General features: G+C 31.2%; 14 protein-coding genes. 5 read left to right on the forward strand and 9 right to left on the reverse strand.

Features of this window, described 5'->3' with window-relative positions; genetic code table 11:
* Positions 1–238 precede the first annotated feature (238 nt).
* On the forward strand, positions 239–868 hold the full coding sequence (gene rsmG, locus MHM83_RS03900; RefSeq protein WP_239178458.1) for a 16S rRNA (guanine(527)-N(7))-methyltransferase RsmG: 630 nt from the start codon (positions 239–241) through the stop codon (positions 866–868).
* Here rsmG and MHM83_RS03905 read toward each other — a convergent pair.
* The 7 genes from MHM83_RS03905 to pruA all read right to left on the reverse strand — a co-directional run bounded on the left by MHM83_RS03905 (position 865) and on the right by pruA (position 7,137).
* Positions 865–1,491 carry a protein-tyrosine-phosphatase gene (locus MHM83_RS03905; RefSeq protein ID WP_255724790.1) on the reverse strand — a complete coding sequence of 209 codons (627 nt, stop codon included), beginning with the start codon at positions 1,489–1,491 and terminating at the stop codon, positions 865–867. The two genes, rsmG and MHM83_RS03905, sit on opposite strands and share 4 nt — an antisense overlap.
* 1 nt (position 1,492) lies before the next feature.
* The gene (locus tag MHM83_RS03910) at positions 1,493–1,963 is read right to left on the reverse strand and encodes a DUF6428 family protein (RefSeq protein WP_047788310.1); all 471 of its coding nucleotides are present in this window, start codon (positions 1,961–1,963) and stop codon (positions 1,493–1,495) included.
* 50 nt (positions 1,964–2,013) lie between these two features.
* On the reverse strand, positions 2,014–2,343 hold the full coding sequence (locus tag MHM83_RS03915; protein WP_047788311.1) for an ArsR/SmtB family transcription factor: 330 nt from the start codon (positions 2,341–2,343) through the stop codon (positions 2,014–2,016).
* 80 nt (positions 2,344–2,423) lie between these two features.
* Complete coding sequence (locus MHM83_RS03920; protein WP_239178461.1) at positions 2,424–3,656, reverse strand: DEAD/DEAH box helicase; 1,233 nt, start codon at positions 3,654–3,656, stop codon at positions 2,424–2,426.
* A gap of 195 nt (positions 3,657–3,851) precedes the next feature.
* Entirely contained in the window at positions 3,852–4,421 is a 570-nt protein-coding gene (locus tag MHM83_RS03925) for a hypothetical protein (protein WP_239178463.1), read from the reverse strand.
* Positions 4,422–4,479: 58 nt separating this feature from the next.
* The gene (locus tag MHM83_RS03930; protein ID WP_167712478.1) at positions 4,480–5,391 is read right to left on the reverse strand and encodes a glutaminase; all 912 of its coding nucleotides are present in this window, start codon (positions 5,389–5,391) and stop codon (positions 4,480–4,482) included.
* Positions 5,392–5,511: 120 nt separating this feature from the next.
* Complete coding sequence (gene pruA / locus MHM83_RS03935) at positions 5,512–7,137, reverse strand: L-glutamate gamma-semialdehyde dehydrogenase (RefSeq protein ID WP_159509044.1); 1,626 nt, start codon at positions 7,135–7,137, stop codon at positions 5,512–5,514.
* A 139-nt stretch (positions 7,138–7,276) separates the two neighbouring features.
* Here pruA and MHM83_RS03940 point away from each other — a divergent pair, with 139 nt between their 5' ends.
* The 4 genes from MHM83_RS03940 to MHM83_RS03955 are packed head-to-tail and all read left to right on the forward strand — an operon-like array spanning position 7,277 to position 11,824.
* Positions 7,277–7,993: an NRDE family protein gene (locus MHM83_RS03940; protein WP_047788316.1), complete on the forward strand. Its 717-nt coding sequence runs from the start codon at positions 7,277–7,279 to the stop codon at positions 7,991–7,993.
* Positions 7,994–8,029: 36 nt separating this feature from the next.
* Positions 8,030–8,701 carry a hypothetical protein gene (locus tag MHM83_RS03945; RefSeq protein ID WP_239178465.1) on the forward strand — a complete coding sequence of 224 codons (672 nt, stop codon included), beginning with the start codon at positions 8,030–8,032 and terminating at the stop codon, positions 8,699–8,701.
* Positions 8,702–8,708: 7 nt separating this feature from the next.
* A complete protein-coding gene (locus tag MHM83_RS03950) occupies positions 8,709–10,490 on the forward strand; it encodes a hypothetical protein (protein WP_239178467.1) in 1,782 nt (593 codons plus the stop codon).
* Between the two features lie 5 nt (positions 10,491–10,495).
* Entirely contained in the window at positions 10,496–11,824 is a 1,329-nt protein-coding gene (locus tag MHM83_RS03955) for a hypothetical protein (RefSeq protein WP_239178469.1), read from the forward strand.
* On the opposite strand, the gene MHM83_RS03960 is transcribed toward MHM83_RS03955, so the two are convergent.
* Both MHM83_RS03960 and apaG read right to left on the reverse strand, forming a co-directional pair.
* Positions 11,821–12,915, reverse strand: a complete 1,095-nt coding sequence (locus MHM83_RS03960) for a DUF3667 domain-containing protein (RefSeq protein WP_047788320.1) — start codon at positions 12,913–12,915, stop codon at positions 11,821–11,823. The two genes, MHM83_RS03955 and MHM83_RS03960, sit on opposite strands and share 4 nt — an antisense overlap.
* A complete protein-coding gene (apaG, locus tag MHM83_RS03965) occupies positions 12,915–13,301 on the reverse strand; it encodes a Co2+/Mg2+ efflux protein ApaG (RefSeq protein ID WP_047788321.1) in 387 nt (128 codons plus the stop codon). Before apaG ends, MHM83_RS03960 begins: the two co-directional genes overlap by 1 nt.
* Positions 13,302–13,311: the final 10 nt, after the last annotated feature.

Raw genomic sequence — 13,311 nt, forward strand, 5'->3', positions numbered from 1 at the left:
ACTTTTTAACTAGATTAATATCTTTTGCAGAAAAATTAACAATACCAATTAGTTTTTTATTTTTGCAACGGAAAAAATCACTTCATGGAATCCTCCTATAGAGGAATTATTGAATAGACAGAGTCTGTTGTAATACCCAAAGAGAAGAAATTTTATAGTAGGTAGTATTTTGTACTGATTAATATGTCCTAATAGGTTACCTAAAAAAAGTAAGTGCTTAATTTAAATACACATTGGTTTGAAACTTGTAAAAAAATACTTTGACAATTTATCGGAAACACAATTAGAGCAATTTTCTAAGTTGCAAGAATTGTATGAAGACTGGAACTTAAAAATTAATGTAGTTTCTCGTAAAGATATTGATGAGTTGTATTTACGTCACGTATTACATTCGTTAGGAATTGCAAAGGTGATGGAGTTTAAAGCTGGAGCCAAAGTGATGGATGTAGGTACAGGAGGGGGGTTTCCAGGAATTCCGTTAGCTATTTTATTTCCTGAAACCCAATTTCATTTGGTAGATTCTATCGGAAAGAAAATTAAAGTAGTAAATGAAGTTGCTGAAGGTTTAGGTTTACAGAATGTAAAAACGACTCACGGACGTGTTGAAGAAGTTGATGATACGTACGATTTTATTGTAAGTAGAGCGGTAGCGCAAATGGAAACATTTCACCGTTGGGTGAAAAATAAAGTGCATAAAAAACAAAATCATGCACTTAAAAACGGAATTTTATATTTAAAAGGTGGTGACCTTACGGAAGAACTTGCGAACTTTCCTAAAGTCACCATTTATGATTTACCAGACTTTTTTGAAGAAGATTTCTTCGAAACTAAAAAAGTGGTGCATTTACCTATGAAATATAAAGGTTAAGCTTTTACAGAAGAAAAAACATAGTGCATTTCAGCAGCAATTTGTAGGCTACGCTCTAAGTATTTCTCTTTTTCTAAAGGTGTACCATCATATAGTTTAGGGTCTTCATAAGTAACAGGTACTCTTTTATCAGCACCAGCAATGAATGGACAACCTTCATCGGCTTGTGAACAAGTCATGATAGCGCAAAAAGCTGAACTTGGATTAAAGTCATTATCATACTTTTTAGAAAAACCTATAATAGGAGAGGTGTTATTAGTATACTTTACCGCGTATATAGGATTTGTTCCATCAGATAATTGTTGAATTTGAAATCCGTTATCAACCAAAGTGCTTACTACTATTTTGTTCATCTCTGTAGCTTCTGTACCGCCAGAATATGCGTTTACATTTGGTATTTGATAATAAAAAGTCATCGTTTGTGCCCATACTTGTGACAAATGACTTCTTCTTGAATTATGAGTACAAATAAAATTCAGGTTTATAAGTCCTTTATTATCCAGTTTTTCTTGAATGTAACTTATAAGCGGTTGTAAAACTTGTTTTCGCTCTTCCGAAACAGTTGGTAAACTTGAAAGAATTTGTTGTATTTCAGTAAATAGTGTTGAGGTTTGTGTTTTCATATTAGCAGCATCCAGAGTTAGGTTCACAAGTAGTTTGTTTTTGTAAGTCAGATAGTTTTACTCTTGGTTTTTCTTGTGGAATTCCGCAGTTATCTTTCGCCAAACAATCTGTTTGTTTTGTAGTAAGTAAGAAGTTAGTTCCGTCAAAATCCAATCCGTATTTACCAATCGTACTTCCTTGATATTCCACTTCAATTTCTAAGTTAGGTGAAATGTTTAATGTCTTTTCAGATAATTCTATAATAGATATTAGTTTCTCAGGGTGTAATCGATGATCATAATCATTTGCGTTCCAAAGCTGAAAGTTAACCACTTCTTCATTTCTTACCACTCCACCACAATCGATAAAGTTTTTAGTAACTCTACCAACTTCCGTTACATGAAAATGGTTAGGGACCAAACTACCATCAGGAAGTTGAAAGGCAATAGTTTTTAAGTTTTCTAGATGTTTTTTTATTTCAGATAAATTCATTTTAATATATTTTTATATTGCAATATTACGATTAATAAGTTTAAATTTTTTTAGCAGCACGACATGTCTTTTATGTCAAGATTTAAAAAAGAAGATAATAAAGTTTTTGTCTCTTGCCATTTAGCTGGATTTATGCAATAACAAACACTTGTGCCTTCAATAGTTCCTTTAATAATTCCTATTTTTTTTAATTCTTTTAAATGTTGCGAAATAGTAGGTTGCGCTAAACCTATTTCATTTACTAAATCACCACAAACACAAGAATTTAGTTTGAATAAATGTTGTAAAATGGCAATACGAGCAGGGTGTCCTAATACTTTCGCAATAGAGGCCAATTGGTTTTGCTCTTCAGAAAAAATTTCAGATTTAGTTAATCCCATTTATTAAATATTTAATTGCAATATTACGATTAAGTAATGGTTTTTACAAAACTTTAAAAGTTAAATTTTTTATAAAAAGTTTAATACCAGCGTTTTTTCTTCTTTTTAGAAGCTTCTGATTTTCTTCCTTTTTTATGTTTGCTAATGGTATTGGGTTGTTTTTTCTTCTTTGGTTTAGCTAGAGGGAATGGATGGTCTTCTATAATTTTTATAGTTCTATCCATAAACTTTTGAATAGCTTTAATGTACGAAGTTTCATCGGCACTACATAGCGAAAAGGCGATTCCAGATTTACCTGCTCTACCAGTTCTACCAATTCGGTGTACGTAGGTTTCAGGAATGTTAGGTAAGTCAACATTAATAACCGCATCTACTTTACTAACGTCAATTCCACGAGCAGCAACATCGGTAGCAATTAAAATGTTGGCTTTGTTGTTTTTGAAATCCTCAATAGCTTGGTTTCGTAAGTTTTGTGACTTATCACCATGTACACTGGTAGCTTTGTATCCGTTTTTTTGAAGAGTTTTCTCCAATTTGTCAACTCCAAATTTGGTACGACGAAATATAATAATACGACCTTTTATGGTATTGCGTAATAAGTGCAAACACAAATCGACCTTATGCTTTTTAGGGGTGTAATATAGTAACTGACCAATATTTGTTGAAGTGGTTTCTGCAGGTGAAATGTCTATCTTCTCTGGCTTGTATAACATTGATTGAGCCAAGTCACTTACTTTGTCAGGCATTGTTGCAGAAAATAGTAAGGTTTGTTTTTTACGTGGACATAATTCTTCAATCTTTCTTACATCGTCGATAAAGCCCATATCTAACATTAAATCAGCTTCATCTAAAACAAAAGTTTTCAGTTGGCGAACATCAATACTACCTTGTTTATGCAAGTCGATAAAACGACCTGGTGTAGCGATTAAAATATCTACCCCTTTTTCTAACACATCTTTTTGAGGTTGTGTAGAAATACCACCGTATATAACAGTACTTCTTAAGTTGGTGTACTTACTATATGCTTTAAAATTTTCTTCAATTTGAATAGCTAGTTCTCGAGTAGGACTTACAATTAAAGCTTTGATTTTTTTTGCTCTTTTTTCAACATCACCTTCCTTAGAAAGCTCATGAATGATAGGTAACGCAAAAGCAGCAGTTTTACCAGTACCTGTTTGTGCAGCTACAATCACATCTTTTTTATTGAGTACTAACGGAATTACTTTTTGTTGTACTAAAGTTGGTTTGTGATGCCTTTCTTCCGTAAGAGCTTTTAAGATAGATTTATTGAGTTGTAAGTCTGTAAACTGCATTCAAATATTTTTTTGCAAAGGTAGGCTAAAACAGAGAATGAAAAATTTATTTTATACTGTTGTGTGTTTTGGTAAGTTTTGTCAATGGATTAGTTAAACTTAGATTGATTATTATAAATTGGTAAACGGACAATCATCAAACGTTCCAACAAAATGGATGTACTTAAATATGAAAATTGAGTTGAGTTAGTTAGATTAAAGAGTTGCGTTCAAATTGTTGGTTGTAGCTCTTTCTCTTTTTAACTCTTCTATTTTCATATTGTTAACTAATTCTTCTGTTTTTTCTTGTGTTAGACCCATTTTTTTCGTGTATTTTGAGTAATAAAAATTTAATTCAGAATCGATTTTTTGTGCTTCGTCTATGAAGTTTCCAAAATATTCTAGCATTTCTTTTCTTCCTAAATCAGAATAACACTTTTGAATCTCTAATTTAAAATATTTATGAACTAAGTAATTTCGTTTCTCAAGAATTGATTTTAAGTCTCTAGTTATATCTTCAGTTAAAGTATAAGTTTGTTTAACTTCATTTATGAAAACCCCCATAGTTTTTCTTGAGTTTTCAATGGTATCTATAATATCATTTACTTCTTTGTTGGTTTTAGCTTTATCTTTGAAAATTCTATTAGTCCACAACATTATAGAAAATGTTTCTTCTAAAACTTGACTGAAATAAATAGCAAGTCCGAAATAAGTATAAATCAAACGATATTTTCCGTCATTATCTTCATTTCTGTACTCTTCTAAAGCGCCTTGATATGTACTCATTTAAGTTCATTAATATTTAACGTCAACCAAGTTAGTTTAAATCTGATAAAAATCAAAACTAAAAAATAGACTGTTCAGAAAGTGTGGTAAATTCTTCTAAAAAGCGCATGCCTCTATAGGAATTTCCTTTTTTGTTCAATTTAGGGCTCCATACTGCAATCGCATATTGATTAGGGTGTATGGCAATAATGCCTCCTCCAACACCACTTTTACCTGCCAATCCAACTTTAAAAGCAAACTCCCCAGATTCGTCATAAAAACCACAGGTTTGCATTAATGCGTTGATTCTTTTGGATTGACTTTTAGTTAATATTTGTTCTCCCTGTCTGGTTTGTCCGTTATTGGCTAAAAAGAAAAACAATTCAGAAAGCTGTTCGCAAGTCAATTCCAGCGAACATAAATCGAAATAAAAATCTAGCACCACTTCAGGATCATTATAAATGTTTCCGTAAGACTTGATAAAATTACACAAGGCCACATTTCTGTATCCTACCGATTTTTCTGAAGCCGCAATTTTTGCAGAGTAGTCAATGTCTTTATTTTTAGAAAGACTTTTAATGAAATTCAATAAATCTTCTTTCGGATTTACTAAGCTGCTAATTAAAATATCGGCAATTACAATAGCACCTGCGTTGATAAACGGATTTCTAGGAATACCATTGTCCGTTTCTAATTGAACAAGTGAATTAAAACTGTTACCAGAGGGTTCTACACCCAATCTGTCCCAAATAGATTCACCAAGATGTTTATATGCCAAACAAAGTGATAATACTTTAGCAATACTTTGAATAGAGAATTTTTCTTGAAAGTTTCCTAAACCAAAATTGGTGTTAGTAACTGTTGAAATATATACGCCAAATTTTTCAGTATCAATGGTAGCTAATTCAGGAATATAGGTAGCCAACTCACCTATATTTTCAATAGGAGCTATTTTTTGATATACAGCTTCAAGTATTTCTTTATAATTCATTGTTTATAAACGCTAATATGTGTTAAACGAAATTAGTTGAATTCTGTTTGAAAACAAATAAAAAAGCAACCTCATTGAGGTTGCTTTTAACTTATAGTAAATTTCCGTAATCGGAATATTTTATCCTAAGAAAGGGTAACGATAATCAGTTGGAGAAACAAATGTTTCTTTGATTAAACGAGGAGATACCCAACGTAATAAGTTTTGAGCAGATCCTGCTTTATCGTTCGTTCCTGAAGCTCTTGCTCCACCAAATGGTTGTTGCCCTACAACAGCTCCTGTTGGCTTATCGTTTACATAGAAGTTACCAGCACAGTTTTCTAATGCTTTCGTAGCTTCAGCAACTGCATAACGATCTGTTGAGAATACAGCACCTGTTAAAGCGTACTCAGAAGTTCCGTCAACTAACTTTAACGTATCAGCCCAATCTGCATCTTCATACACATAAATAGTTACTACAGGACCAAATAACTCAGTTTCCATAGTCGTATATTTAGGGTTTGTAGTTAAGATAACAGTTGGCTCAATAAAATATCCTTTTGATTTATCGTAGTTACCACCAGCAATAATTTCTGCATCAGCATCAGCTTTAGCTTGGTCAATATACTTTGCTAACTTATCAAAAGAACCTTCGTGAATTACCGCAGTAATAAAGTTACTCATATCTTCTGGAGAACCCATTTTAAAAGAAGCGATATCTTCTTTTACATAGTTTAAGGTTTCTTCAGCTAACGATTTTGGTAAGTATACTCTTGAAGCCGCAGAACATTTTTGACCTTGGAATTCAAAAGCACCACGAGAAATACCTGTAGCTACTTGTTTTGGGTTTGCAGAAGGGTGAGCAATGATAAAATCTTTACCACCAGTTTCTCCTACAATTCTTGGGTATGTTTTGTAAGTGTGAATGTTTTCACCAATCTTTTTCCATAATTCCTTAAATACATAAGTAGAACCTGTAAAGTGGATTCCAGCGAAATCAGGAGAAGATAAAACTACATCAGTAATTTCAACAGGATCACCATAAATTACGTTGATAACACCGTCTGGTACACCAGCTTCTTTAAATACATCTACAATTACTTTTGCAGAGAAAATTTGGCTATCAGATGGTTTCCATACTACAACATTCCCCATCATTGCAGCTGATGCAGGCAAGTTTGCAGCAATTGCAGTAAAGTTAAATGGAGTAATTGCATATACAAACCCTTCTAACGGACGGTATTCAACACGGTTCCAAATTCCGTCGTCAGAGTTTGGTTGTTCGTTGTAAATTTCAGACATATATTCTACGTTAAAACGTAAAAAGTCAATTAATTCACAAGCAGCATCAATCTCAGCTTGGTGAACAGTTTTAGATTGCGCAATCATAGTTGCAGCGTTAATCTTTGCACGGTAAGGACCCGCAATTAACTCAGCAGCACGTAAAAAGATAGCAGCTCTTTGTTCCCATGGCATTTGCGCCCATTCCGTACGAGCTTCTAAAGCATTAGCAATTGCTTTTTCTGCATGTGTTTTGTCTCCAATATGATATTGTCCTACCACATGTTGGTGGTCGTGTGGAGGTGTCATATTACGAGTATTTCCTGTTCTAACCTCTTCGTTACCGATGTACATTGGTACATCTACAGATCCGTTAAAATATTCTTTGTATTGTTTTGAAACGGCTTCGCGCTCTGAAGATCCTGGAGCATATCCTTTTACCGGTTCGTTAATGGCAGTTGGTACGTGAAAAAATCCTTTTCCCATTTGTATGTTGTTTGTTGAATTAAATTTCTTTCTTTGTTATTGAAAAGTCTATCTCAGACTTTCCTAAATGACAAAGTTACGGTTATTTTAGGAATATTTAAATGGACATAAGGCTGGAATTATATAAAAGTAAAACAATATGTGTACGGTAACTTATTTACCTTTAGGGAATAATAATTTTATATTAACATCAAATAGAGATGAAGACCCGAAACGAAAAACGATTGCACCAAAAACGTATGTTGAAGAAGGAGTGAAGTTAACATACCCTAAAGATGAATTAGCTGGAGGTACATGGATAGGGTTAAGTGAAAAAAATAGATTGATTTGTTTGCTAAATGGAGGGTTTACAAAACACCAAAGAGCAGAATCGTACCGAATGAGTAGGGGAGTGATTGTAAAGCAGTTATTAAAAGTTGATGATCCTGTTGAAATTATCAATCACTTTGACTTTGAAGGAATTGAGCCTTTTACCATTGTGTTAGTTGATTGGAATAATGGGTTGCAAGCGTATGAATTGGTTTGGGATGGAGTTAAAAAACATTTTCAAGAGCTAGGTAAAACTCCTAAAATATGGTCATCATCTACACTATATACTGATGAAATGAAACAGCTAAGAAAAGAGTGGTTTGCAGATTGGTTATCCAACAACAAAGAGTTTCATCAATCAGGTATAATTAATTTTCATCAAGATGAAACTAGAGGTAATAAAGAAGTGTCATTAAAGATGAAGCGTCAAAGTGTAGAAACTGTTAGTGTAACTTCAGTAATAAAAAAAGAAAAGCAACTTACCATGAGCTACTACGACCTGCATTCAAATATTAACAAAATAGGAGTCGAAATCATTAGTTTGTAATAAAAGCGATTTAATATCTTTGCAAAAAAAGTTTTTATGAATAAAAAAATATTATTGCTATTTTCTACAATTTCTATCCTTTTATTTACTAGCTGTTTTGAGTTTGTTGAAGAAGTGAGTTTTAATAAAGATGGCTCAGGAAGTGCTGTACTTACCATTAACTTAAGTAAAAGTAAAACAAAGCTAGCTTCTATAATGCTACTTGACAGTATTAATGGCTATAAAGTACCTTCAAAAGTAACTATAAGAAAAAAAGTACAAGAAATAGTTTCTAAAATTAAAGGAACAAAAGGAGTTCATAACGTAAAAAACACGTTAGATTTTAATGAGTTTATTGTTACAGTTTCGTGTGATTTTGATAATGTAGAAGCTTTAAATGAAGTAATAGCTAATTTTAGCTCAAAGAAACATATAGAAGCTATTAAAAAGAATAAACATTTTACCTTTAATGAAAAAAGTAAAACATTTACACGCAGTCATCATTTTGATCTAGGAAAAGAGTTTAGAAAAACAAAAAATCAAGACCGTAAAGTATTTGAAACTGCAACTTACACCAGTGTGTATAGGTTTCAAACACCTATAAAATATACAGAAAACAACAAAGCAAGAATATCAAAAAGTAAAAAAGCTATTATGTTGCATTTACAGGCACAAGACATCATAGCAAACAAACAAACAATCAAAAATAAAATACAATTAGAGAATTAAATTTAGGATGAAAAAAATTATTGCTACACTACTGTTTTTAAATATACTTACAGTTATACAGGCTCAACGACTAGAGTCTAAGATACCTAACAACATAGATGTGTTAGTTTCTGCAAACGCAGAAAATTTATTTAAATTGATAGAAGTATCAGATATTGACAAAAATGCTATTGGAAAAGAAATTTTAAAGGATTTAAATAGAGATAATAATATTTACAGAGTAGAATCTGTAGTTGAGTCAGAGTCAGATGAAAAGAAAGAAGACTCAAAAGATATAGAAGAGAGAAAAAAAGTTTCTTCAGTAGCTAATGCAGGGATAGATATTAAGTCAAATGCCTATTATTTCTTTAGTAAAACAGATAGTATTTCATACCATAACTTTTATGTGGAGTTGAAAGATAGAGAGCTCTTTGAGTCTATGTTAAGTAAACGAAATAAGAAGAAAATAAGGAGAATGGAGGGTTATAATATTATTGAAGGACGAAGTGATATTAGAATATGGAACGATGATTACCTTTTATTGGTAAACGGTGATGCGTCAAGAGGATATTTCTCAACTCATAAAGAACGTCTAGATAAGCTTAAAGAAGAAGGAGAGTTTGGTTACAACTTCAGAAAAAGAATAGGTAAAGATTGGACAAAAAAATATGTGCTAGACCTATTTAATAAGAATGTTATAATGTCTATTGCTACTAATAAAAAGTTTCAAAAGAGTAAAAAGAAAAATGCATCGGCAACACTTTGGATTCGTAACTATGGAATGTTAATGACAGACTTATTTAAGTCTTTTGGAGGTTATCTATATCCTATGTATGCTGAAGGAGGAAATCAAAATATTTATGGAGTTGAAGAAGTAACTGCTAATTTGTTTTTTGATAAAAGTGATGCAAGAATTTTATTAGATATGTCGGTTAGTTCTGATATGAAGAAATCTTTTAAGAAGATTTATAATAAAAAAATGAGTAGCAATTTAGTTAATAGCTTTGATCATGATAAAGCATTAGCTTTTTGGAGTATTTCTATAGATACTGAAGAAACATTAAAGGAATATCCAGAATTATTACATAAGATGTACGGAGGTATTTTACCTAAATTTCAAGAAGAAATGGAACTTGTAGGTGATTTATTTTCTTTAGTTATAGATGAAAAAGCAGTAGGTAGATTAGTTACTGGAGATGCTCTTTTAGTATTGAACGATTTTTCTAAACAAGAAGTAGAGTACACTACTTACGAATATGATAAAGATTATAAGCGTAAAGAAGTAACAAAAACAAAAGAAGAGTTCATTCCTGATTTTACGTTGATGATTGGTTCAGAAGAAGAAGATTTATTGAATAAGTTTTTCAAATTAGGGGAAAAGCATAAAGCAGTTGAGATTGAAAATAACGTAGTAAAGTTTAAAACTAAAAAGTCTGATATACCATTTGATTTATATTCAGTAGTTAAAAATGATGTATTGTACTTAACTACATCAAAAACGAATGCGTTAAGTATTGCTAGTGGTAATAATAATTTTAACACAAAAAAACATAGTAAGTTGGTTAGAGACAACTCAACAGTGCTTTTTGTAGATGTAAATGCGGTTTTAAATAAAATTCCTAATAAATGGATGAGTAAATCGGAAAAAGAGGCAATGCGCTTTTCAACAGATAACTTAAATGATGGAGTATTTAGAGTGTCTAGAATGAAAGGAAACACAATTTCTTCTGAATTAAAAATATCTACACAAGGAACAGAAGAGAACACGTTAAAATTATTGTTAGAATTTATCAATACAGTAGCGAAATAAGCTAAATGATAAAAAGAATAGCATATATACTTGTAACAGTATGCTGTATTATAGTTACGGTTGGATTTTTTAGATATAATCCAACCGTAATTTATGAAAAAAAAGTACCAACTTCAGCTGAAACTATAGTTTACCTCAATCTTAGAGAAATAGAGTATAGTATACTTAGTAGTTTTTTAAAACATCCACTTTCTCAGTTAGACTTCAAGAAATCTACAAGCAAAAAAGCAAAAAATAAAACAACATGGTTAGATGAGGTAGAAGTGCCTCCTAGTTTGTTTTTTTATACTAATGAACAAGAGTTTAAAAACTTTTTTATTAGTAGCCCAATAGTTGTAAAACAAAATTTTGAAGAAGCTTTAAAAGAAGAAGGATTTGCAGTCAAAAATATAAATAAGACAACTGTTTATAGTAAAGGGGTAATAAGTTGTGTAGTGAAAGGTAATTCTTTGCAAGTACTATTAAAAAAATATAAAGGAGCACAAATACTCCCTCAGTTATTATCTAAACTAAGTCATGAAAACTATTTTTCTGAAAACGACTTAATCTTAAGGCGGATAAAGGATAGTAAACAGCCAATAGTTATAAGTACTTTGCAAGGAGACTTTTTTGAATTTTCTGCAGATGGAGGTGGTTTAAAGATTCAAGGAGAGTTAAGTGAAGAGAATAACTTGTTTAAGCCATTTAAAGCGTCTTCAGTGGGTAGTTCGATAGTAACTGTGTCAGGGAAATTAAACACCGAAGTATTAACAGGTAGGTTAGGTGTAGATTTTAAGAAAAAGTTTAAAAAGCTAACAACATTGTCATTAGATTCTGTTACTAATAAATGGGATGGAGTGATAGATTTTAATCTTAGTTCTTTCGTAGAAAAATTAGATACGATTGTAACTTATGAGTACGATGATGATTTTAATAAGGTTGAAAAGAAGGAAATTCAAAAAATAATAACACCCAAAGTGATTTTAGAAGTTGATGGAGATGATTTGTGCAGGTATTTAGAAGAAAAAAGAGCAATTCAAAAACTAGATAATGAAGACATTCTAACATTAATGCCTTTTTTTACTACCTATAGCTTTTGCGAAGAAGAAGGTTTAAGGTTTGTGTCAATAAAAGGAGATAAGCCAATTAAAGAGGTTAATAAACAGAATAAATTTTACTTCTTATTTAACGTGGCTGATTATCAGAATAGGGATAGAGGTATTTATTCTATTAAAAATAAATATTTAAGTAAAGTGAAAACAATGCAGTTATTAGTAGCTAATAACAACGAGTTAAAGGCGACTGTAGAGTTAAAAAACACTTCAAAAAACTTTTTTTTACAAGCCTTGAATTAATACAGGGCAAATGCAGCAAATGATATAGCGGCTGATCCAAGCATGGCTAGAATAAAAAACATCGTATTTGCAAGCATATATTTAGTAAATGTTTTAAAATATCCTTGATTGTAAAACCTTTTCATGGCAATGTATAGGTAAACCATAAAAAGTAATAAGAAAATAGAAAGAAAGTTATTAGAGTGTTTAAAAAAGTCTATAATATAAAAAATTGAAAAAAGAAGAAATAGCACAGTTTGTACATGAAATACAAAAACTAGATGCTCTACGTAAGTATATTTTTTTCTAATATAAATAAGTTTTAAAAATAAAGTAAATAAAGGCAGTAGAACAAAAAGTGCTATAGAAGCATATGATAGTACCTGACGGAAAAACTTCTTTGCTTCATCTCTATCTAAAAAAATTGAATTAAAAACTTTAGCGCGAGAATACCAAAAACGATTGCTAAAATTTTTGGTAACTTGTAAACTGTCCAAAGCAGCATCAATAGAGGTTTTTGGATGCGTCTTTTGAAATTTCATAAACTCTATAATATCAAAAGAATTACTAAGGTTTGATTTAACTGTTTTTGGTTTTATATTATACGAAACTTTAGTAGAATCAGTTTCAGTTTGTTTAGTGTTAATAGAGTCTTGTTCTTCAAGTTGTTTAAAAACGATACTTTGGATAGAGTCCAAATCTACTTGAATATCCTCTGAATCATCATTATTTATTTTGATATTAGATGAACGTCCAATCCTTAATTCTTCAAACTTTTTGTAACTGTCTGTTAAGCTTATGATTAAGAAAAAAATAATAGATGTAGCTAAATAGAACCGAAAAGGATTTGTGTATTTAATTCTTTTTCCTTCTATATAGTCTTTTGAAACTTTTCCAGGGCTTATTAGTAAAGGGATTAGTGTTCGCCAAAACTTAGTATCTAAAGAGAAAAAACCAGCAAAAAGTTCACGAAGAAAAACACTTAGTGTAATTTTCTTACCTCTATTCTTTTGTCCGCATTCAGGACAAAACTTTTCGTTATTAGTAAAAGGACATCCGCAATTTAAACAGTTAGCATCTTTAATAACCGGAACTTTATTTTTCTTAATCATTAATTTAAAATAGAAGATGTGGTTAATTGAAAAGTAGGAATAATTACAAGAAATTCCTCAAAAGTTTCTACGTTAATCATCTTGTAATTGCCGCCCATAGCACCTGTAGTAGATAGTAAAAAGCAATTTGATCTGTAATTATAAATATCGTTAGGTCTTAAGATTGGAGTTTCACCAACGACACCTTCACCTTCTACATATTCAGTATTGTTAAGAGCATCAAAAATAACCCAAAAACGTTCCAATAGCTTTACAGTTTCTTTCGAACTATTTTCTATGGAAACATAATAACTAAAAGCGTAGTATTGCCGATGCTCTCTGTAAACTGAGCCTCTAAAAGACGTTTTTACAGAAACCTTAATACCTTTTGTAATTTGCTGAAACATATGATAAAGA

Source organism: Tenacibaculum sp. Mcav3-52, from assembly GCF_022347665.1.
GTDB lineage: Bacteria > Bacteroidota > Bacteroidia > Flavobacteriales > Flavobacteriaceae > Polaribacter > Polaribacter mesophilus.